This is a genomic window from Blautia sp. Marseille-P3201T (assembly GCF_900120295.1).
Lineage (GTDB): Bacteria > Bacillota > Clostridia > Lachnospirales > Lachnospiraceae > Blautia.
This window is the reverse complement of record NZ_LT635470.1, coordinates 456,710-478,244: the sequence shown is the minus strand read 5'-3', so window position 1 is coordinate 478,244 and position 21,535 is coordinate 456,710. Positions and strand designations below refer to the sequence as shown.

Sequence of the window (21,535 nt, the reverse complement as noted above, 5' to 3'; positions counted from 1 at the left end):
TCTCTACTGACAATTTCCCGTACAGGAAATAATGTAAATGGGATTTTCTCCCATCATCATGTGATATCTGCCTACTGTTTTTGATTTTCCTACGGTCATCTGCACAATTTCGGTATCTGACACAGGCAGGATTTTCAGACATTCCAAAGCTTCCGATACGCTTTCCAATGCAATACAGTTGATAACCATGCGAACCTTTGGATTTTTCTTTAAAAGGAGCTCCATAATTTCCTTCATGTTTCCGGATGAACCTCCGATAAAGGCGTGAGTAGGCGCTTCCAAGTCTTCCATTGCCTCCGGAGCGAAACCTTCGATAATCTCCAAATTGTCAGCCTGAAACTGCTCTTTGTTTTTCTTTAAAAGCTCTACTGCCAGTTCTTTTTTTTCAATGGCATATACTTTTCCCTTATAAGCCCTAAGCGCCATTTCAACTGCCACAGAGCCTGTACCTGCTCCTACATCATAGCAGACAGAATTTTCGGAAAGTCGCAGTTTAGAAAGAGATACGGTTCGCACTTCTTCCTTTGTCATAGGAACTTTATCTCTTAAAAATTCTTCGTCTCTTATGCCGTGGGTTGCGGATTGCTGTCTGTAATTCTTATTTTCTGCATATAAAACGCTTAAGCTGTCGCCTTCATAGTCCACAAAATTTTCCGGAAATCCCTTTTGGATTTTTTCATCTGCATAAGACAATCGTTCTCCCACATAGAGAACTACTTCGTTCATCCCATATGCCAGCAATTTTTTTGCAAGCTCAGAGACGCTGTCCTTCTTTCCCAGAATGGAAAAGACTTTTTCATTTTGTCTGATAAGAGAAATCAAATTCGCTTCTTCTCCGTGATTGCTGGTTAAGACAACATCATCCCACGATTTCTGAATACGACTCATAAAATATGCCACAGAAGAAATCCCACAGACTATTTTTACCTGATTTCCCAAGACATTCAAAAGCTTTTTTGCGCCGCTGTGAAATCCCACATCTCCTGATAAAACCACGGCAATTTTTTCATATTCCGGATGCTCCTGTATATAAGCTGCAATTTTTTCGCTGTTATATTCTATGTAAACATCCTGCCCATTTTTCTCACAGGCTGCAACCATTCTGGATGCGCCAATGAGTAAATCTGCTTCCTGTATGGTCTTTTCCGCCTCTTTTGTAAGGCTGTCCGTGTTTCCCATTCCAATTCCCACAAGGGAAATCTCTGCCTGTGATAACAAGGAAAATCTTCTGCATAAAATTCTTTTACATTCTTGCAGAGAAATTCCGTTTTCTTCCAAAGGACGCCCCACTACGATAAGAGTACAACCACAAGCTCTCGCAGCTTCCAGTTTTTCCAAAAATCCCCCGCTTTTACCGGACATTTTTGTTACCATATATTTACAGTCCAACTGCCGGAGCATGGCAATATTAAACTCCTTTGAAAAAGGCCCCTGCATACAGAGCAAATTTTTTCCCTGAAATCCCAAACGAGCACATTCTGCCACTACATTTGGCAAAGAGAGCACCCGCAGGAAAACACGATTTTCAAAATCAGAAAGCGCTGTATATTTGGCAGCTTCCTTGCTCCCTGTGGTTGCCAGAATATTTCCTGTTGTCTTCTGAAGATACGCAACCGCAGCTTCCACAGTTTCTACATAGACGCAGTCTCCCAAATCAGAATTGCCCTGATTTTCCCGAAGAACTCTTAAATATTCCGCACCTGTACTTTCACAGGCTGCTTGGATATTTTTCGTCACTTCTGCTGCATAAGGGTGCGTGGCATCAATGACGAGAGGTTTTTGATTTTTTAAAATCAGTTCTTCCATCTGCGTCTTGTCCAGCCGCTCATGAGAAATTTCCAGATTTTCATTCTCCCCTAAAAGCTGTTCCCCATATTCCGTAGCCACACAGATATGAGCAGAAACCTGTCTTTTTTCCAGAAACTGTGCAAGCTGTCTGCCTTCCGTAGTTCCTGCAAAAACAATTACTTTACACATTTTTATAGCCTCTTGGGGTTACCATTTTCCCCTGAATATTCATAGTCTGTGAATTTCCGATAAATACAGTGGTAAACATATCTACCTTTGTATCACGAAGCTCTTTTAAGGTCATCACCTGCATGTGTTCCCCGTCTCTTCCGATATTTCCCACAATTCCGCATATGGTTTCCGGTGACTGATGCTGCATCATCAAATCGCAGGCTTTTTCCAAATAATCATGTCTCTTTTTACTGGACGGATTATATAGACAAATCACAAAGTCCGCCTTTGCTGCATTTAAAAGTCTTGCTTCAATCTTTTCCCAAGGTGTTAATAAATCACTTAAACTGATAAGACAGAAATCATGAATAAGAGGCGCTCCCAAAACAGCCGCTCCGCCGGTTGCTGCGGTAACACCGGGAATAATTTCCAATTCTACTTCCGGATATTTCACACCGATTTCATACATCAGTCCTGACATCCCGTAAACACCTGCATCTCCGCTGCAAATCATAGATACGGTTTTGCCCTTCATGGCTTCCTCAAATGCCATAACACAGCGGTCTACCTCTTTTTTCATGGGTGTTGTCAAAAACTCTTTTCCGCTGAAATGTTCTTTTACCAAATCCACATATACGGTATAACCAATAATTACATCACTGTTCTTTAAAGCATTTGCTGCCTCGATTGTCATTTTTTCATAAGCGCCGGGACCAATTCCCACAACATATAATTTATTCAAAGTTCACACTCCATTTCTTCATAGCCAGCGCTACTGTTACGCCGTCTTTTGCATATTTTCTCTGTATCAGTCTGCCTTTTCCTTCTTTGCTGCTGCCTAAAAGCGCCGCTCTTTCGCAGACATTATCCACACCTGTTACGTCCTCCACGAACTGGGAGCTGGCGTAAGTGCCTTCTACCTCCTGCAATTCTTCCGCCGTATAGGTAATAAACGGAATTTTTCGCTCCTTGCAATATTCCAGAATACCGGCTTCCTCTTTCTTTAAATCAATGCTCGCCACTTGTTCCATGGCAACAGAAGGAACTAAAAGCTCGTCACAGGCTCTGCGTACAACACTTTCCACGGTTTCCTTATCCGTCCCCTTTTTACATCCTAAGCCTGTGGTAATCACTCTCGGAATTAAATATAAGGTATGTACAAAAGGATGCTCCAAATATCCGGTGGTAACATAAATACCGATTTCCGGCTTTTCTTCATCTTCCTTCTGACAGAGCTTTAATTCATCGGGAATTTCTCCAAGCCATGGAAAATCACTGACAAATCCAACTTCTTTTCCTGCTAAGAGAGCCGCTGAGATTTCCTTTGCCAATTCCATATCGGAAATAAAGCAACCGTTTTTCTTAGCAAAAACATCTACGGCAAACTTGTCGTTTAAATCGGTTGCCGTGGTAATTACCGGCTGAGCACGAAGAATTTCTGCAATTTCCTCTGTAAGCTCATTAGCGCCGCCGATATGACCGGAAAGCAGTGAGATTGCAAACTGTCCCTGCTCGTCTACAACTACGATTGCCGGGTCTATCTTTTTACTTTTAACAAAAGGAGCAATGCTTCGTACTGCAATGCCGCAAGCACCTACGAACACAATGGCATCACAATCTTCAAATCTTCTTCCTGTCCATTCTTTAATGGACTCATCCACAGGTTTTGCAAACTGTTTTACACTTCTAAAATCCTGAGAGTCCTCATCTAGCTGAGACTCATCTAAAACTTTTTTGGTATATTTACTTTTTGTATAAGACGCCACCTCATAAGAACGCTCTTTTAATACCCAATAAAGCATCTCGCTTAATCGGTATCCTGACTGGCTGAAACTGATTATTGCTATCTTCATTTCCCACAATCCTTTCTTATGTAAAAACCTTCCTGATTACTTGCTTATCAATCTGTTCCCTGACGAAACTCCGTGGTAAATCCCGGATCATATAACTTCGAACGGTCATACTGGCGGTGTGCCACCACATCGCCGATAATCATCAGTGCGGTTTTGGTAATGTTATTTTCTCTTGCTGTCTGTGCCAGCGTATCCACCGTGCAGACAAAGCTTTTTTCATCTTCCCATGTAGCACGATATACAATGGCTGCCGGTGTATCCGGCTCATAACCGCCTTCAATTAAACGCTTTGACAGCTCCTCCAGCATGCCTGTGCTTAAAAAGATTACCATAGTAGCATGATGGGCAGCAAAAGACTCAATGCTTTCTTTTTCCGGAACAGGCGTTCTTCCTGCCATACGTGTAATCACAACGCTCTGAGACACATTTGGCAATGTATATTCCAGATTTAAAGCAGACGCCGCCCCGCAAAAAGAGCTGACACCCGGGCAATAGTCGTAAGCAATCCCCTTTTCATCCAGAACGTCCATCTGCTCTCGAATTGCCCCATAAAGGCAGGGATCACCTGTGTGTAAACGTACGGTCATCTTTCCTTCTTTTTCTGCCTGAAACATGACTTCTAAAACTTCTTCTAATGTCATCTTTGCACTGTTATAAATTACACAGTCCTTTTTTGCATAATCCAATAACTGGGGATTTACCAGAGAGCCTGCGTAAATCAATACGTCTGCTTCTTCTAAAAATGCCTTTCCACGCACTGTGATTAAATCAGCCGCTCCGCTTCCTGCACCTACAAAATGTATCATCTTCTTTCACCTCATTTGTTTTCTTTCACAATAATTAAAGAATAATATCCTGCTTTTTCCGGAATTTCTTCTGCTGACAGGTAAATTTTCTCATCCGGCATACCGCAGCTTTCAATCATAACTGCCTGCTGCCCGCTGTTTACAATGCTTTCTTTTACCTGCTGCATTTTACTTCCTGTTTTCATCAATACTTTTGTTCCCGGCATTTTTAAAATTTCATCCATCTCCTCGGCACGGTAAGTAGCCGGAATTACATGAAGGGGTTCTGCCATTTCTACCAGTCCCATGTTCAGTCTTGCCGCCACTGCACAAAAAGAAGTAATTCCGCTGACGATTTCAACCTCATAACCTCTGGATAAAATTCTTTTATGTACATATAAATAAGTGGAATAAACCGTAGGATCTCCTAATGTCAAAAAAGCTACCTGCTTTCCTTCTTTTAAATAAGCTTCAATATCATTGGCTGCTTTTTCATGATTTGCTTCCAAAACAGCTTTATCCTTTGTCATAGGCATTGCAATGGGAATTAAATTTTTCTCATCCAGCTCCTCATATACGCCTTTTACAATCTGGTACGCAACGCTTTTTTTAATATCATTCCCCGGAACTGCAATGACGTCGCTCTCTTTAATCAGACGAAGCGCCTTTACTGTTAATAATTCCGGATCTCCCGGTCCTACTCCAAGTCCAAATAATTTTCCCTTCATTCTTCTTGTCCTTTCCGGTACTGATGATTTAATAAATCCGTCAGTTCCTTTACATTCTCTGTCTCTCCAAGATAACCAAATTCATTGGAATACAGCACAGCGCCTAAAAGCATTCTGTTATAAGCTCTGTGATTTAAGTAAAACAGAATTCTATCTGTCAGTTCTTTCATAACCGGATTTAATAATCCTTCTCTTTGAATAATTTCCAATGCTTCATCTGTCGTAACGGTATTCAAAATTTCCTTCGCACTTTCCAAGGAAATTCCCGCTCGAAGGGCATTGGCGCTTAAAATTTCTGCTCTGGCATCTGCACATCTGGAATGGGTATTCATAATACCTGCTGCCACCTTTACAAATTTTCCGATATGAGAAATGAACAAAATCCCTTCTACGCCCATGGATGCTGCCATATCCAGAGTTTCTCCCACATAATTGCTGCACTTTATATTTTCCTCAAATGGCAATGAAAGATGTTCTTTCATGTAAGCTGCACCATAATTTCCGGGGGTAATTAGCAGGTATTTTGCACCGTTTTCTACCTTCTGACGCATTTCTACCTCAATACTTTTTATCAGAGCAGCCTCACTCATAGGCTCTACAATTCCCGATGTGCCAAGTATGGAAATCCCCCCTTCAATCCCAAGTCTGGGATTAAACGTTCTTTTGGCAATTTCCGCTCCTTTTGGCACACTGACGGTTACCAGAAGTCCGCCTTCATAATCTGCATCACTACAAACGTTTTCCAGCTCTCTTTGTATCATAGCACGGGGAACCTTGTTAATTGCCGCATTCCCTAAAGGCTGTTCCAGCCCTTTCTTCGTTATTCGACCTACGCCAATGCCGCCTTCAATACGAATGCCTTTTTCTTTTCTTTTTTCAACTTTTGCAAAAATTTCAATACCACTTGTGGCATCAGGATCGTCGCCCCCATCTTTTTGAATGGCGCAGGAAACCCAATCCTCTCCTTTTGTAATATGCAGCGCTTCAAGATGAAGCAAAATCCCCTTTGGTGTCATAAAATCTACATATTTCTGTTCCTGCCCTGTAAAAAGCATCATCGCCGCTGCCTTTGCCGCTCCTGTGGCGCAAGAGCCGGTGGTATAGCCAAAACGCATTTTTTTATTGTTTACAATACTGTAATAACCTTCTAAGCCTGTTTTTTCTTTCATTGTCTATTCCTTTAAAAGCAAAAATTCGCTGTCCTTTCAAGACAACGAATTCCCATTGGATAAGATATACCCTTTTTTATTTGAAGTCATCCGGTTGCCGCAGACGTCCTTCATTCCTCTAAGCAATCTATGTATCTGGCTTTACAGTAACGGACTTGCACAGGAATTTCGCCTGCTTCCATAAAAATGCTTAGTTCTGTTTCATTCCTTAATAACCGTACTCATTATATAATTTTCCCTGTGAAAAGTCAACGTAAAACCAAGCTTTACTCAGAAATCTCCATCGCCGCTATCAATCTTTTTGTTCCTGTTTCTGCCAAAACCGGAACGCTCTCCGGATGTGTCCATTGTGTAATTCGATTATCAAAAAGAATGTTGGCTGCCGCCGGAAACTCCTCGTCACTGTCCCAGAAAATATAAGTAAGGGAAATGGTAGGAAATGCCTGTAAAGTAATACTGGCATCACCAAATTTTTCCTGCGTGCCGCCTATTTTTAATCCGGCTTTTAGAAGCTCCGCTCCACGCCCCCGAAAAGCTTTTTTTAAAGGTTCTAAAGCCATTCGGTTATAAGCCGCCTCAAAAACAGCCGCTTCTCTGATTTCCCGAAACGGAACCTTCCTGTCACTTTTCTGCGCAAATTCCTGATGGCAGCATAAGTGGTGCATAATGGTCAAACGGTCGCTTACGCAAAGCTTCTGTCCTGTTTCTCCTGTAATCTCTCCGGTGGCTTTTTCCACACGGCAGTTTTCATTAAAAAATGGAACATATAAATAATGAATATCTGTTTTCAGTTGTAATCTCTTCGCCGTTTCATCTATATTCTTTTTTAAAAAACGTTTTTGAAATTCTTGAAATACTTTTTCATAATTGGAGTCTTCCATGAAAAATATCATCTCTTTTCTTTTGCTTTTCTTTTTGTCATTTTATCATAAAACTTTCTTTTTCACAACAAAAGAGAGACTGCCGCATTCGCATACAGCACTCTCCCTCTTTCGATTTTATATAATAATGCAAACCATTCCGCCTTTGCTGTCATTGACAATTTTCTGCATAGTATCCTGAAGCTTTATCTGGCTTTCATCTCCGATTTGAACCAGCTTTGTGTGAATTCCATCCTCCACCAGCTCTCCGATGGATTTCCCGAAAATATTGGTCTGCCAGATACTTTCCTTTCTCTCGTCACTTGTTTTAATATAAGAAATTAAATCCTTTGCCTGTTCTTCGCTTCCCACAATCGGCGCAATTTCTGTCTCGATATTTGCCCGTATCATGTGAATGGAAGGACTGACTGATTTTATTTTTACCCCATATTTATTTCCCTGCTTGATTACCACAGGTTCTTCCAGCTTAATCTCGTCTTTTTGCGGTGTAACCACACCATATCCCTTTCCCTTGACAGAAGAAATGGCATCCTGCACTTTTACGTATTCTGCCTTCATTTTTGCCAACTCCTGCATGGTATGAATGAGCTCGTATTCATCGGAGATGTCTACCCCTGTCATTTCACTTAGAATTTCATAATACCACACATCGTCCATATCCACTCGTATTTTCAATTTTCCCGTGGATAAATCAGTCTTTTCCAAAAGAAGATTTTGGATATATTCAGAAGAAACCCGCATATTTTCTTTTGTCGCATCTTTGACATAACGCATTTTTTCCATAAGCTTTTTAATGCTGTCAATTAAATCTTTTTTCAAATAATGCTCTGAAGGAAGCATTTCCACCCATTTGGGAACGTAAAATTCCATCTGCACAATGGGAAATTCATATAAAATTTTTTCCATAATCCGACAAATATCTTCTTTTCTGAGCTGTTCACAGTTCAAGCTCAAAACACCTGTTTGATATTTTTGTTTTAATTCCTCTACCAGCTTTAAGGTTTCTTCTTTATAGGGCTTTTGAGAATTTACCAAAATCAAAAAAGGCTTTCCTGTTTTCTTTAGCTCTGCCACGGTTTTTTCTTCACTGGAAATGTAATTTTCTCTTGGAATTTCACCGAAAGAGCCGTCACAGGTTAAAACAAGCCCAATGTTTGAATGTTCTGTAATTACTTTTTGCGTACCGGTTTCTGCTGCCTGATGGAAGGGAATTTCATATCCAAACCATGGAGTTTTTACCATACGCTCCTTACCATCCTCCATATTTCCGGAAGCCTCGGGCACCATAAATCCCACGCAGTCAATCAAACGTATCTTTGCCGAAAGGTCTTCTCCTATTTGAATTTTTGCAGCTTCTTTCGGAATAAATTTAGGCTCTGCCGTTGTAATCATCTTTCCCGAACCACTTAAAGGAAGCTGGTCTCTTACTTCCTTTTTCAACGGTTCTTCCATATTGGGCAATGCTGCAATTTCCATAAATCTTCTGACAAAGGTTGACTTTCCTGTACGCACAGGACCTACCACACCGATATAAATTTCGCCGCCTGTACGTGCCTGTATATCTTTATAAATATTATATGTATCCATACTATACCCCCTTCATTCTATTACTAAATTATATGCCTGAGAAAAATAAAAAATTACCAGTCATTACCAGAACATTTGTTCTTGACTTTTTCATTTCCCGCTCTTATAATAAAGCCAGAACATATATTCGATTTCATTTAAAGGAGTACCTTATGAACATTCAAACCTCATTCACGATAAATCAAAAGCTTGAAATCTTATCCGATGCTGCCAAATACGATGTTGCCTGCACTTCCAGCGGTGCAGACCGCCGAGGGGTAAAAGGGCATTTAGGCAACTCCTGTGCCTCCGGTATCTGCCATAGCTTTGCCGCTGACGGAAGATGTATTTCCCTGTTAAAAGTGCTTTTCTCTAACGAATGTATTTACGACTGTAAATACTGTTTAAATCGCCGCTCCAATGACAGAGTCCGCACTACTTTTACGCCGGAAGAGCTTTGCAGCATTACTGTGGAATTTTATAAACGCAATTATATTGAGGGCTTATTTTTAAGCTCCGGTGTTATAAAAAGCCCTGACTTCACCATGGAGCTTATTTACCAAACCTTATATCTTCTGCGAAATAAATATCATTTTCGTGGCTATATCCATGCGAAAGCTGTGCCCGGCGCCCACCCCGACTTAATCCAGAAAACCGGCTATCTGGCAGACAGAATGAGCGTAAATATAGAACTCCCCACAAAAGAAGGACTGGCAGCCCTTGCTCCGGGTAAAACGCATGATAAAATCTTACAGCCTATGTCACAAATACAGCAAAATATCGCAGCTTCCCGTTTAGCGCTGGGAAAATCCTCTTCCTTTGAACGCCATCACGGAAACCGCTATCTGCCAAACTCTATTTTTTCAAATGACAGGCAAAAGCAGCTGAATGCCTCTGCTTCCTCCTTGGCTGTGCAAACTGCCTCTCCCCTGTCTGCATATAGCTCTTCTGCTCCTTCTTTTGTTCCTGCCGGTCAAAGCACACAGATGATTATCGGAGCAGCTTCGGAAAATGATTATGAGCTTTTAAAAGTCACTCAGACACTGTATCAGAAGTTCGACTTAAAGCGTGTATTCTTTTCTGCCTATATTCCGTTAAACGAAGACAGCCTGTTGCCCTCACCCGATACTCCGCCGCCTCTTTTACGGGAACACCGTCTGTATCAGGCAGACTGGCTGCTGCGTTATTACGGCTTTCATGCAGAAGAATTATTAAGCCCTGAAAAACCCAATTTCAACCTGCTCCTTGACCCTAAATGTGAATGGGCGCTAAGACATTTAGGGCAGTTTCCCATAGAAGTTACCACTGCAAGTTACAGTCAATTACTAAAGGTTCCCGGCATTGGAAACAAATCGGCCCTTCGCATTATTCAGGCAAGAAAAAATTCAACCTTGGATTTTTCTATTTTAAAGCGTCTTGGGCTTGTTCTGAAGCGGGCGCAATATTTTATTACCTGTCACGGGAAAATGCTCTATTCCATGCCCATTGAAGAAAATTTTATTACCCGACAGCTTACCGCAGAGCAAAAAGAAACCTCATGGAAGCTGGAGCATCCTCAGACCTACCAACAGATATCTCTGTTTGATGACCATTTTCTCGATGTTCCGCCCACCGTGGAGGATAAATGCAAAAGTATTCTGGGACAATTTTAAAAAATGAAAGGAAAATTGATATGATTGTTTTTACATGCTGTGATACCTTTGATGATATGATGACCTGCATCTACGATGCCTGGGCTGCCCGTTTAGGTCATTCTAATATTCGTCTTCAGACAGAGCCTATTGGAAATTTCGAATTATTCTGTGAATACCTCCATATTGATGCAGATAAAGAAAAAGTGAAAAAAGTTATTCGCTCTATTCAAAATAAAATATGTCCGCAGGCTTTTTATGATGTCTATACCGCATCTCTTTCTTATGAAAGTAATAAACTGGATATTATTTATCGTTTCTTAATTGTCGGATTTCTCTATCAAAAACAAGTCACCCAAATGCTTGGAAATCCGGCTGTTGCCACCCTGTTTGAGTTAAAAAGAAAGGTAACAAATGAAGCCCATCAATTTCGTGAATTTGTACGATTTTCCAGACTTAATGAAAATATACTTCTTTCTGTTATTGAACCAAAATGCAACGTACTTACGCTGCTTGCTCCTCATTTTGAAAACCGCATGCCTTCGGAAAACTGGATGATTATTGATAAAAATCGCATGATTGCTTTAATCCATCCTTGGGACCAAAAATCCTTTTTATGTCCTCTTACCAAAGAAGAACTCTCTTTTCTGGAAAATTCAAGACAGAACACAGACTTGTATTCTGAGCTGTGGAAAACATTTTTTCATTCTGTTGCCATTAAAGAAAGAAAAAACGCAAAATGCCAAAGAAACCTTATGCCTCTTTGGTTTCGGAAGAATATGACAGAATTTCAGTAAAATTCTCTTATTAACACATATAGACAAGAGGTGAGATAAATCACAAACAGCAAAATATTTCCTGTTGCATCTTATAATAAAAAATTTAACAACTATCTACCTGTACATTTTAATCAGGACTTTATATATCAATCCTCCGGATTAGAAAAGCATATAAAAAAAAGACATCCGGAATGTCTTCCCTATCTCAAATTTATCTCATCTATCATTTCTTCTCCGGATTATATCGGAGTAAATCCTAATGAGATTGGAGACAGTTTTGAACTTGTCAAAACGTTTCATGAAAATATTCAAATCGGAATAAAACTTGATATGAAAGAAAATTATTTATATATCGCCACTCTACATACTATTACTAATGGAAAATTAAAACATGGTATCGCAAATGGCCGCTTAAAAAAATTTGACAAATAGTATAATTTCCTCTATAATATGGATACAATAAATTAAATTACAAAGGTCGGAAAGGCTCCCGACACACTCGTAAGAGTACCTGAGATGCTGGATACGCCGCCCAGCTTGTAATTTCTAAAACAAAAGGTGTTTCCATTACGGAAACACCTTTTGTTTGTTGTATTAAAAAGGAGTTATCACCTGAAATATACATCAGGTGATAACTCCCTTAAAAAATTTCACTAAGCGAATTTTCTCTTTGCAGCTTCTACTACATGACCTACTAAAACAGAAGTTGTTACACTTCCTACTCCACCCGGAACAGGTGTAATTGCTTCTACAATTGGTTCTGCTTTTTCGAAATCAACGTCACCGCAAAGCTTACCTTCCTCGTTTACATTGATACCTACATCAATAACAACCTGACCTTCTCTTAAGTATGTATCATCTACCACACCTGCACGGCCGGCAGCTACGATAACAATATCTGCTTCTCTTACAACAGAAGGCATATCAACAGTTCTTGTATGACATACTGTAACTGTTGCATTTTTCTTAATAAGCATCATAGCAGCAGGTTTTCCTACTACTAAACTTCTTCCAACTACAACAGCTTTTTTACCTGTGCAGTCAATTCCGTAGTGATCCAGGATTTCCATACATGCCTGTGGTGTACATGGTGGGAAACCTACATTCTTTCCAGTAAATACGCCTGACATAGAACCATCTGTCATACAGTCAACGTCTTTTGCAGGATCCAGAGCATTTTCAATTACGGACTGATCTAAGTGTTTTGGAAGTGGACGGAATAATAATACTCCGTGAATATTGTCGTCTTTGTTTACTTTATCAATAGTTGCTAATAATTCTTCCTGTGTTACATCAGCAGGGAGTAAAATTTTCTCGCAGGCAACTCCTAAAGTTTCACAACGTTTTGTAGCTCCTCTTTCATAGGAAATATCACTTTCATTTTCGCCTACACGAATAATACCTAATGTAGGTTTTATTCCTTTTGCTTCCAATTCTGCAACATCTGCTTTAATTCTTTCATTTAATGCTGCTGTTACTTCTTTACCAAGTAATCTCTTAGCCATTTTCTAGCTTCCTCCAATTTCTTTTTCTGATTTTCTTATTTTAATCTGGATAATACGCTTTCAAATGTTTCATCTGCAATTTTTGTATATTTTTCCAGCATAGCATCTGCTTTCTGATTTAATTCTTCTGCATACGCTCTGTCCGCCATGGATTTTGTATTAATATAAACATTAAGGCTTGCACCTTTTAATGCAGCTTTACAGAATGCAGCGCCTACACCTGCATCGCTGATAGCCAGTGTAGAACCTTTTGCAGCAAATTCAACAATTACTTCAATCGCTTCGCAGCATTTTTCCATGATTTCCATTGGAACAGAACATGCATCTTTTAATACGATTTCCATAACTCTTGCTTTTTCCGCTTTTTCTTCTTCTGTAGTTCTTGGCATACCATACGCTTTTGAAAGAGGTTCAAATACTTCCGCATCTCTTTCAATCAGACGAAGAAAATCTTTCTGGAGTTCATCACATTTCTTCTTTAACTCCCACATTTCATCTTCGACTTCTGCATATTTTTTCTTTCCTACAGTCAGACTTCCAACCATGTTTCCTAAAGCAGTTCCAATTGCACCTACTAAAGCAGATGCGCCGCCGCCGCCCGGTACTGGAGCCTTTGATGCTAAAACTTCTACAAATTCATTACATGGTACTGTTGAAAATCCCATTGTTGTATCCTCCTTAAAACTCTGTATCTATTTAGAACAGTCCGGTAATCTTACCTCTTTCGTCTACGTCAATCTTCTCAGCAGCCGGTACTTTTGGAAGTCCTGGCATTGTCATGATTTCTCCTGTCAATGCTACGATAAATCCTGCACCTGCGGAAATCTTCAGATTTCTTACAGTTACTTCAAAGTCTGTAGGTGCTCCCAGTTTTGTCTGATCATCTGTCAGACTGTACTGTGTCTTAGCAACACAGATTGGACAGTTTCCATATCCAAGTGCTTCTAACTGTGCAGCCTGTTTCTGAGCATTTGCTGTCAGAACCACTCTCTTACCACCATAAATCTTCTGTACAATCTGATTTAATTTATCTTCAATACTTCCTTCTAATTCATAAGAGAATGTAAAGTCATTTGGTTCTTCAACCAGACGGATAACTTCTTTAGCCAGTGCAATTCCGCCTTCGCCACCTTTTGCCCATACTTCAGACAATGCAACGTTTACACCCAGTTCTCTACATTTGCTTTCTACTAAATCAAGTTCTGCCTTTGTATCGGTTGGGAATGCATTAATTGCTACTACACATGGAAGTTTGTATACATTCTTGATGTTGCTTACATGTTTTAACAGGTTTGGAAGTCCTTTTTCCAGTGCTTCCAGATTTTCGTTATTTAAGTCTGCTTTTGCAACACCGCCGTTGTATTTTAATGCACGAACAGTTGCTACGATTACAACTGCACTTGGATTAAGTCCTGCCATACGGCATTTAATATCTAAGAATTTCTCTGCACCTAAGTCAGCGCCGAAACCTGCCTCTGTGATTGCATAATCACCTAATTTCATTGCCATCTTTGTTGCGATTACAGAGTTACATCCGTGAGCAATGTTTGCGAATGGACCGCCATGTACGATTGCTGGTACATGCTCTAATGTCTGTACCAGGTTTGGTTTCAGAGCATCTTTTAACAATGCACACATAGCGCCTTCTGCATGTAAATCATGAGCAGTTACCGGTTTCTGTTCAGAAACTTTTCCGTAAGTATATCCGACGATAATACGTCCAAGTCTTTCTTTCAGGTCTGTGATATCTTTTGCAAGACAAAGGACTGCCATAATTTCAGAAGCTACTGTAATATCATAGCCATCTTCTCTTGGCATACCATTTGTTTTTCCACCCATACCATCAACAACAAAACGAAGCTGACGGTCGTTCATATCCACACATCTTCTCCATGTAATCTTTCTTGGATCGATGTTTAATTCATTTCCCTGATAAATGTGGTTATCCAGCATAGCTGCCAGAAGGTTATTTGCTGCTCCGATTGCATGGAAATCACCTGTAAAGTGAAGATTAATATCTTCCATTGGAACAACCTGTGCGTATCCACCGCCTGCTGCGCCGCCTTTTACTCCGAAAACAGGTCCCAGTGATGGCTCACGAAGAGCAACCATAACTTTTTTTCCTAATTTCTGCATACCATCTGCAAGACCAACGGTTGTAGTTGTTTTTCCTTCTCCTGCCGGTGTTGGATTAATTGCTGTAACAAGAATTAATTTTCCGTTTGGTGCATCGGACTCTTTCAATAAGTTATAGTCAATTTTTGCTTTGTACTTTCCGTACTGTTCCAGGTATTTATCATCAATCCCTGCTTTTTCCGCAATTTTAGTAATCGGTTCCATTGTGCACTCCTGTGCAATTTCAATATCTGATTTGAATCCCATTCCTAAAACCTCCTTAATTAATAGAATTTAAAGAATAAAATGGCAATGCCACATTATTTTCATTATCATTTATATGTTCAATTTCATTCTTTAGCAATTTATCTTCTGCTTCCTCTTCCATTCTAAGACAAGTGTTTCTCTACTGCTTTCATCATATTGATTGCAATATCACCTGCCACAGCCAAATCTTCTGCTGCAAAACTGACAGCAAAATTATCGGAAAACAAAATCTGTGAAGAAGGCGGAAATTCATCATCACCTTCCCATAGAATAAATTTTATAAATAAATTATCCATGAATTCCAATTTATAAGAGCAATCACCTTCCGTAGATTTTTCTGCTCCTAAATGTTCCATAACTTTTCGGAACACATCCAATTTATTTCCATAAGAAAAAGCAAAACGCATCAAACATCTGCCCTGAAATTGACGAAAATAAACTTCTCCCCATGGAACATCATGATAAGTAAGAAATTTACCGGAAAAAGGAGATGCAAAACGTTCTGACAAATAACGAATAATAAAAATTTTTGCATTCATAGCTTCTTCTAACGGATAAACTCCAATTTCATCCTCCACATGGGAAATTTCATAATCCGGGAATGAAACAAGATAAGTGCTTCCCATAAAACTTACGGTAAATCTGTGCTGTTCCTCGTCATAAGGGATTCCTGTTCTTTCACTGATTTCTTTTGGATCCATATCTTTATATGATGCTAAATAATGTTCATAGGGACGCTGTTCTTTACTGTCTTTTGCATAGTCAAAATTCATATCTTCACCTCGGATAGTATTTGTTTTTATTTGTCCTGCATACTGGACGGAAACAATGATGTGTCTGTATGTGGAATAAAACAACATGCCACAAATTCATCCATATAAGTAGGAACTGTCGATAACTCTAAATAAGTCATATTTGATGCCAATTCATAACACTTTCTCTCCGCATCTTTTGAAAGAAGCATTGTATAAGCACCAGACAAAGAAGAATTTCCAATATAATGGAATTTCTCCATAGGAATATCCGGAAACATTCCTATTCTTACTGCATTTTGCATATTGATACCACTTCCAATACCACCTGCAACGTACACATCGTCAATCATTTCAACATCAAAGTCAAGAGAAGCCAGCATAGTACGAATTGCAGAGAAAATTGCTCCTTTTGCTCGGATAAAGTTATCAATATCAACTTCATTAATTTCTACATCTTTTACGGAACCTGCTTCTTCCTCAAAAGCAAGGATATAGCTTCCCATTCCATATTCATCATGACGTACACGTTTTCCTTCGCGTACAAATTTTCCTTTTGGGTTAATAATCCCAGTACGGAATAATTCAGCAATTACGTCAATAATTCCTGAACCACATAAACCAATTGGTTTTTCTCCTTCCTCGCCAATTACATGATAGGAAGGCTCCATAGTCTCTTTATCTATGGTACAGGACTCAATAGCCCCATCTGTTGCACGCATACCACAGCTGATATCCCCGCCTTCAAAAGCCGGACCTGCAGAACATGCGCAGCTCATCATAAAATCGGAATTACCAAATACTAACTCTCCATTTGTACCTAAATCAATAAAAAGAGAAAACTCCGGACGGTTCCAAAGCATACTGACAAGAGCTCCGGCAGTAATATCTCCTCCTACATAACTTCCAATATTGGGAGCGATAATAATATGTGCATCTCTGTTAATATCAATTCCAATGTCTGATGCAAACAGAGAATTTGTCTTATAAAAGGTAGGAATATATGGTTCCATACGAATTGGATCTCCTTCCATTCCTGCCATAAGGTGGTTCATAGTTGTATTTGCAGCGATTGACATTCTGTAAATATGCTCTGGTTTAAATCCATTTGCTCTGCACATCTGTTGAATTAACGGATTAATTGTTTCATCAATTACCGCTTTTTGCAGTTTTTCACTTCCACCTGGTTTCATAGACTCAATAATACGATTAATAACATCTGCACCATATCGAATTTGTCCATTTCCGGCAGAAGCCTTTCCAATAATTTCACCTGTCAGCATATTAATCAATAACGCTGATACAGTAGTAGTTCCAATATCAATAGCAAGCCCACCGATTACTACATCTTCTGATTTTGGATATACGTCATATACAAAAATATCACCATCATCAGAAGTACGAATTACACAACGAACTTCAAAATCACTTTCTCTGAATACTCTTGCTATCTTTGTAAGAACCTGAAATGGCAATCTGACTTTTGAAGCTCCTGTTACTTTTTTAATTGCTCTTACCAAACGTTCATTATCCGGCATGGTATCATCTAAAGAAGGAGTTTCCATAGAAACCTCCAAAATGTCCATACTGTTTTTCAAAGTAAGTCCGGCTTCCTCTAAATCATTCTTTGCATTTTCAAAAATGGCGATTTCTTTCTTTGAACTTAAATCTGCAACTTTCATTCGACTGCGATAAGCAGATGCAATATCGGGTACTTCCACCGCAACATCACCCATAATTTTACTTACACATGCCAGTCGCCAGCCCCCGTCATATTCTTCATCAGAAATATGGCGTGTTTTTGGAGAGTTTAATTCTCCTTCTATTAATTTTACCTTACATTTTCCGCAAGACGCATTCCCGCCACATGGAGCATCAATTGCTACATTGGTTACACGTGCTACTTCTAACAGGTTTTCACCTTCCTGGGCAAAGGTCGTGACATCCTCGCCGCTACCGAATTTAAAAGTCACTTTAAACATACGAATTCTGCCTTTCTCTGCTTTTTATACAGGCTGTTGCAAGTAACTTGCAACAGCCTGTATTTTTATCTTATTCAATAAGTATTTTTCTTACAGTTCCAGATAAGAATCTGCATATAATGTATTGTTTTTGAATACATCACAAGATTTAATTGTTTCCATAAGTCTTAAGTCACATGGGTTTACGATTGCAGATGTCAATCCCTGCATCATACACATAGCAACTAAAGCGGAGTCCATAATTGGACGGATATGTTTTGGCATACCGTTGGAGTTATTAGACAGACCACCTGTTGAGTTTAATCCCATTTCGCTGAACATTTTGATTGCTTCTAATACTTCCATCTGTTTGTCCTGCATACCTTTAACAACAAGGAATAATGGGTCGAACCATAAATCTGTTGGTTCCATACCAAGCATCATACCTCTTTCCAGCATGTTCTGGCAGTGCATCATACGTTCATCATTGTCTGCTGCAATACCTTCTGCTGAACAAAGAGCGATAACGATTGCATCGTTTGCTGCTGCTAAGTCGATGTTTTCAATTCTTCCGCCTGCATCTGCAGAGTTAACGATTGGTTTACCTTTGCTTCTGTTGTATACAGAAATACCAGCTTCGATTGCTTTTTTATTTGCTGTATCTAATGCTAAAGGTACATTGTCGAAATTAGACTGTAATAACTGAACAGCCCATTTCATTAAATCTTCACCGTCATTTTCAGCAGGTCCGATGTTAACGTCCAGGTATGTTGCACCTGCGTCTAACTGTTCTTTCGCACGTTTTAAAATTGGTTCTGGATCACGTTCAGCCATAGCTTTACGGATTACTGGGGAAATACAGTGAATTCTTTCACCAATTGTAACAAATTTAGCCATAATACTTCTCCTTTTACTTTATATATAATTTTAAAATTATTATTTTCAATCTATTTATTCTATAATTCTCCATTCGCTTCAATGTAAGAATGGGGAAATTTACAGAAATGAAAAAAGATTTGAGAAGCTTTGGTCCGCCGAAGCGGACCGCTTCCCTAAAAACAGCCTGCCATTACTGTTTTACAAACATTAAGCAGTTAAATCCTTCAGGAATTTTACTAACTGTACTGCTTCCGTTGGTCCAACAATGATTTCCCATCCTGGAAGTTTTGCTTCGATATCACCTTTTAATACAGCTACTTTTCCCGGAATAACCAGTTTTCTGGATTTTACTTTACCTTCTACATTTTCCTGAATGTATTTAGCAACAGATGTAGAAGATAATTTACCGGCAGCCCATGCAGTTAATACGGAAAGTCCGCCTGCATCGGAGATAATCAGGTTACATGGAACACCGGAACGCTCTAATTCACCGGATACAACAAAGTATGTAAGAGCAAAGTCTACGGTTGTCAGGCAGATAGAGTTTTCATCAGCGCCATTTAACGGATATACGCCCGGTTCTACTTTCATTGGCTTCTGTGGATCTGTAAATACGTTCTGTCTTAAACCGAACAGTGGTAATGCTTCTGCATAATCCAGAGTTTCCATAACTACGATAGAACCGTATTTAACTGTGAATAAGGAAGCCAGAGCCTGCTGTAAGTTTCTATCGCCATGAGCGATTTTTGCCAGGTTTACGATTGTAGGATATCCAAATGTTCTATCCTGATCTTTTAATGCTGCACGACGAATTTGAACAGCATTTCCATAAGCTTCTTTTACAGATGCACCTGTTGCATCGATAACCAGGTTTTTGTTTCCTGCTTTTTCTAATGCAGCAACTGTATCGTAAATTTCATTTAAATCAGCACCTGCAACACCTAAAACAACGCCTGCTGCTTTTGCAACTTCGTTCATTGCTTCGTAGTTTGCTGCTGTTGCACCATTTAATACTGGTTTACCATCTTTGCAAACTTCTAATGCTGCTTTTGCAACTTCAACATCTGTACATCCAAGAACCAGAGTTCTTCCTGTTGCAGCTGCTTTCTTAACCATTTCTACATAACGGTCTTTATCTGAACCTTCTTCATAGTTTACATAAATCACTTCAACGTACATTCTTTCACCGATACGTTCGTAATCAACTTTCTGAAGTTCAGCAAGTTTTGCGTCTACTGCTGCGTCATCCATGCATGTGCAAAGAGATACTGCATATCTTGTTTTGCTTACGAATGTTTTTTCATGTCTGAATAAAACAGTTTCGCCACCTAATGTATATTCATTGTCGCCCGCACCGACTTTGATTGTTTTCATTGGTGGAGCTGTAGCTTCAGATAATTCAGCTAAAGCTTCATCAGACATATGCGGACATTTGGAAATTTCCAAAGCACCCTGTGCAACTTTCATAGCGAAAGCCATACATGTAGGGCAACCGCACTCTTTACAGTTTTTCTTTGGTGTCATTTTAAAGATTTGAATACCTGTTAATCCCATTTGTTTTAATCCTCCTGTTTTACGATTACATTAATTCTTTAATCATTTTTGAAATAGTTGCAACGGACTGAGGATGTTTCAGAATAACAGCGTCAGAACCAGATGCTAAAACAGCAGCTGCTGTCTGCACTTCCATGCTGATACCTCTTTCTTCAAGAGAACCCCATTCTGGCATATCTTCTTCAGAAGCCATAGCTTCTTTTACGCTCCAGGATTCATCAGCAACTGTTGTGATGATTGGCATCTGTAACATATTATCGTTCTGAGATAATGCAGCACCTTTAATACGGTCCATAGTAGAAACTACATATTCAAAACCGTATCCTACTGCTGCTGAACCAACATTCATAACAATATCCTGTGCTTTCACACCTAACTGTGTCATTACAACGTTTAACTGTTTTGCAAGGTTGATATCTACTGCAGACTCAGCTCCAACTTTCTGGTTGTAAGCAAGACCTGCTGCTGCACCGACAGCTTTGTAGTTTTCTTCTCTTGCTGAAAGAACTAATGCGTTTTTACCCTGTAAAACTTCAGCTACTTTAGGAAGTAATTCAGCGTCTTTTTCAACGTTTTTACATCCTTCTACAACTAATGGGCAAGTAACAGCATCTCCAACTTCTTTTACAATAGCGATTAATTCGTCTACGGATTTGTCAGCTCCATTTGGATCTCCGCCTTCCAAACGTAAGCAAACGAAATCAGCACCTTCTACAGCTTCAGCTTTTTTAGCGATTTCAGCCATAGTTGTTGCACCTGCATAATAATTCTGGATACCCGGAATATTTGCAATACCCATATCTGAAATTTCCACACCTACTTTTGGTGCATTTTCCATGGGTGCGTCAAAAGTATAGAAAGGAAAAGTATTTTCTCCTCCTAATTTGATTGCTTTGTCCCCGCAGCCAATTTCAACTGTGTTAATGTTTGCATTGAATTTCTGTGGTTTCTGATTAAACGGCATTTCAGTTAGCCTCCTTCATATTTTTTATAACCGGCAAACACTTTATGGCAATCAGCATTTACCACTCTGTATTATACTACATTACGGACTATATTGACAAGTTTCCCCATGCAGTTTCATGAAAAACTTTCCAGAAAAAAGCTTTAATACTCGACTTTTTCCGTCAACTTTCCGCAAAAGTATGAAA

General features: G+C 39.5%; 19 protein-coding genes. 3 read left to right on the top strand and 16 right to left on the bottom strand.

What is annotated here, in order from left to right; all coding sequences use genetic code 11:
* Window positions 1-3 precede the first annotated feature (3 nt).
* The 8 genes from cobK to spoIVA form a co-directional block, all read right to left on the bottom strand.
* Window positions 4-1,977, bottom strand: a complete 1,974-nt coding sequence (cobK, locus tag BQ7352_RS10605; protein ID WP_072449183.1) for a precorrin-6A reductase — start codon at window positions 1,975-1,977, stop codon at window positions 4-6.
* A complete protein-coding gene (gene cobJ / locus BQ7352_RS10600) occupies window positions 1,970-2,701 on the bottom strand; it encodes a precorrin-3B C(17)-methyltransferase (RefSeq protein WP_072449182.1) in 732 nt (243 codons plus the stop codon). The genes cobK and cobJ overlap by 8 nt, the downstream gene beginning before the upstream one ends.
* Window positions 2,694-3,812, bottom strand: coding sequence for a cobalt-precorrin 5A hydrolase (locus BQ7352_RS10595; protein ID WP_072449181.1), 1,119 nt, complete (start codon window positions 3,810-3,812; stop codon window positions 2,694-2,696). The genes cobJ and BQ7352_RS10595 overlap by 8 nt, the downstream gene beginning before the upstream one ends.
* Window positions 3,813-3,859: 47 nt before the next feature.
* Entirely contained in the window at window positions 3,860-4,618 is a 759-nt protein-coding gene (gene cobM, locus BQ7352_RS10590; protein ID WP_072449180.1) for a precorrin-4 C(11)-methyltransferase, read from the bottom strand.
* Between the two features lie 11 nt (window positions 4,619-4,629).
* Window positions 4,630-5,325: a precorrin-2 C(20)-methyltransferase gene (gene cobI / locus BQ7352_RS10585; RefSeq protein WP_072449179.1), complete on the bottom strand. Its 696-nt coding sequence runs from the start codon at window positions 5,323-5,325 to the stop codon at window positions 4,630-4,632.
* Window positions 5,322-6,494, bottom strand: a complete 1,173-nt coding sequence (gene cbiD, locus BQ7352_RS10580) for a cobalt-precorrin-5B (C(1))-methyltransferase CbiD (RefSeq protein ID WP_072449178.1) — start codon at window positions 6,492-6,494, stop codon at window positions 5,322-5,324. The genes cobI and cbiD overlap by 4 nt, the downstream gene beginning before the upstream one ends.
* Before the next feature lie 266 nt (window positions 6,495-6,760).
* On the bottom strand, window positions 6,761-7,375 hold the full coding sequence (locus BQ7352_RS10575) for a DUF3786 domain-containing protein (RefSeq protein ID WP_072449177.1): 615 nt from the start codon (window positions 7,373-7,375) through the stop codon (window positions 6,761-6,763).
* 117 nt (window positions 7,376-7,492) lie between these two features.
* Complete coding sequence (gene spoIVA, locus BQ7352_RS10570; RefSeq protein WP_072449176.1) at window positions 7,493-8,962, bottom strand: stage IV sporulation protein A; 1,470 nt, start codon at window positions 8,960-8,962, stop codon at window positions 7,493-7,495.
* 152 nt (window positions 8,963-9,114) lie between these two features.
* On the opposite strand from spoIVA, the gene BQ7352_RS10565 reads away from it, so the two are divergent.
* From BQ7352_RS10565 to BQ7352_RS15240, 3 genes are read left to right on the top strand one after another with little or no spacing between them, the layout of a single operon-like run.
* Complete coding sequence (locus BQ7352_RS10565) at window positions 9,115-10,593, top strand: putative DNA modification/repair radical SAM protein (RefSeq protein WP_072449175.1); 1,479 nt, start codon at window positions 9,115-9,117, stop codon at window positions 10,591-10,593.
* A gap of 20 nt (window positions 10,594-10,613) precedes the next feature.
* Entirely contained in the window at window positions 10,614-11,369 is a 756-nt protein-coding gene (locus BQ7352_RS10560) for a TIGR03915 family putative DNA repair protein (RefSeq protein ID WP_072449834.1), read from the top strand.
* A gap of 39 nt (window positions 11,370-11,408) precedes the next feature.
* Window positions 11,409-11,783, top strand: coding sequence for a PBECR3 domain-containing polyvalent protein (locus BQ7352_RS15240; protein WP_159430652.1), 375 nt, complete (start codon window positions 11,409-11,411; stop codon window positions 11,781-11,783).
* 221 nt (window positions 11,784-12,004) lie between these two features.
* Here BQ7352_RS15240 and BQ7352_RS10550 read toward each other — a convergent pair whose 3' ends face one another.
* The 8 genes from BQ7352_RS10550 to acsD form a co-directional block, all read right to left on the bottom strand.
* Window positions 12,005-12,856, bottom strand: a complete 852-nt coding sequence (locus BQ7352_RS10550) for a bifunctional 5,10-methylenetetrahydrofolate dehydrogenase/5,10-methenyltetrahydrofolate cyclohydrolase (protein WP_072449173.1) — start codon at window positions 12,854-12,856, stop codon at window positions 12,005-12,007.
* 35 nt (window positions 12,857-12,891) lie between these two features.
* Entirely contained in the window at window positions 12,892-13,521 is a 630-nt protein-coding gene (locus BQ7352_RS10545) for a cyclodeaminase/cyclohydrolase family protein (RefSeq protein ID WP_009247423.1), read from the bottom strand.
* A gap of 31 nt (window positions 13,522-13,552) precedes the next feature.
* The gene (locus BQ7352_RS10540) at window positions 13,553-15,238 is read right to left on the bottom strand and encodes a formate--tetrahydrofolate ligase (RefSeq protein WP_072449172.1); all 1,686 of its coding nucleotides are present in this window, start codon (window positions 15,236-15,238) and stop codon (window positions 13,553-13,555) included.
* Window positions 15,239-15,360: 122 nt separating this feature from the next.
* Window positions 15,361-16,011, bottom strand: coding sequence for a DUF3786 domain-containing protein (locus tag BQ7352_RS10535; protein WP_072449833.1), 651 nt, complete (start codon window positions 16,009-16,011; stop codon window positions 15,361-15,363).
* A 26-nt stretch (window positions 16,012-16,037) separates the two neighbouring features.
* On the bottom strand, window positions 16,038-17,972 hold the full coding sequence (gene acsV, locus BQ7352_RS10530) for a corrinoid activation/regeneration protein AcsV (protein ID WP_072449171.1): 1,935 nt from the start codon (window positions 17,970-17,972) through the stop codon (window positions 16,038-16,040).
* Between the two features lie 90 nt (window positions 17,973-18,062).
* Window positions 18,063-18,848, bottom strand: coding sequence for a carbon monoxide dehydrogenase/acetyl-CoA synthase methytransferase subunit (gene acsE / locus BQ7352_RS10525; RefSeq protein ID WP_003021416.1), 786 nt, complete (start codon window positions 18,846-18,848; stop codon window positions 18,063-18,065).
* Window positions 18,849-19,037: 189 nt separating this feature from the next.
* Entirely contained in the window at window positions 19,038-20,384 is a 1,347-nt protein-coding gene (gene acsC / locus BQ7352_RS10520; protein ID WP_072449170.1) for an acetyl-CoA decarbonylase/synthase complex subunit gamma, read from the bottom strand.
* A 25-nt stretch (window positions 20,385-20,409) separates the two neighbouring features.
* Window positions 20,410-21,348 (bottom strand): acetyl-CoA decarbonylase/synthase complex subunit delta, encoded by a 939-nt coding sequence (acsD, locus tag BQ7352_RS10515; RefSeq protein ID WP_072449169.1) that lies wholly within the window; start codon window positions 21,346-21,348, stop codon window positions 20,410-20,412.
* Window positions 21,349-21,535 lie beyond the last annotated feature (187 nt).

Excerpts from the sequence above, each read along its gene's own strand:
- cobK (WP_072449183.1), bottom strand. The coding sequence starts at position 1,977 with ATGTGTAAAGTAATTGTTTTTGCAGGAACTACGGAAGGCAGACAGCTT.
- BQ7352_RS10595 (WP_072449181.1), bottom strand. The coding sequence starts at position 3,812 with ATGAAGATAGCAATAATCAGTTTCAGCCAGTCAGGATACCGATTAAGC.
- cobM (WP_072449180.1), bottom strand. The coding sequence starts at position 4,618 with ATGATACATTTTGTAGGTGCAGGAAGCGGAGCGGCTGATTTAATCACA.
- cobI (WP_072449179.1), bottom strand. The coding sequence starts at position 5,325 with ATGAAGGGAAAATTATTTGGACTTGGAGTAGGACCGGGAGATCCGGAA.
- cbiD (WP_072449178.1), bottom strand. The coding sequence starts at position 6,494 with ATGAAAGAAAAAACAGGCTTAGAAGGTTATTACAGTATTGTAAACAAT.
- BQ7352_RS10575 (WP_072449177.1), bottom strand. The coding sequence starts at position 7,375 with ATGGAAGACTCCAATTATGAAAAAGTATTTCAAGAATTTCAAAAACGT.
- spoIVA (WP_072449176.1), bottom strand. The coding sequence starts at position 8,962 with ATGGATACATATAATATTTATAAAGATATACAGGCACGTACAGGCGGC.
- BQ7352_RS10565 (WP_072449175.1), top strand. The coding sequence starts at position 9,115 with ATGAACATTCAAACCTCATTCACGATAAATCAAAAGCTTGAAATCTTA.
- BQ7352_RS10560 (WP_072449834.1), top strand. The coding sequence starts at position 10,614 with ATGATTGTTTTTACATGCTGTGATACCTTTGATGATATGATGACCTGC.
- BQ7352_RS10550 (WP_072449173.1), bottom strand. The coding sequence starts at position 12,856 with ATGGCTAAGAGATTACTTGGTAAAGAAGTAACAGCAGCATTAAATGAA.
- BQ7352_RS10545 (WP_009247423.1), bottom strand. The coding sequence starts at position 13,521 with ATGGGATTTTCAACAGTACCATGTAATGAATTTGTAGAAGTTTTAGCA.
- BQ7352_RS10540 (WP_072449172.1), bottom strand. The coding sequence starts at position 15,238 with ATGGGATTCAAATCAGATATTGAAATTGCACAGGAGTGCACAATGGAA.
- BQ7352_RS10535 (WP_072449833.1), bottom strand. The coding sequence starts at position 16,011 with ATGAATTTTGACTATGCAAAAGACAGTAAAGAACAGCGTCCCTATGAA.
- acsV (WP_072449171.1), bottom strand. The coding sequence starts at position 17,972 with ATGTTTAAAGTGACTTTTAAATTCGGTAGCGGCGAGGATGTCACGACC.
- acsE (WP_003021416.1), bottom strand. The coding sequence starts at position 18,848 with ATGGCTAAATTTGTTACAATTGGTGAAAGAATTCACTGTATTTCCCCA.
- acsC (WP_072449170.1), bottom strand. The coding sequence starts at position 20,384 with ATGGGATTAACAGGTATTCAAATCTTTAAAATGACACCAAAGAAAAAC.
- acsD (WP_072449169.1), bottom strand. The coding sequence starts at position 21,348 with ATGCCGTTTAATCAGAAACCACAGAAATTCAATGCAAACATTAACACA.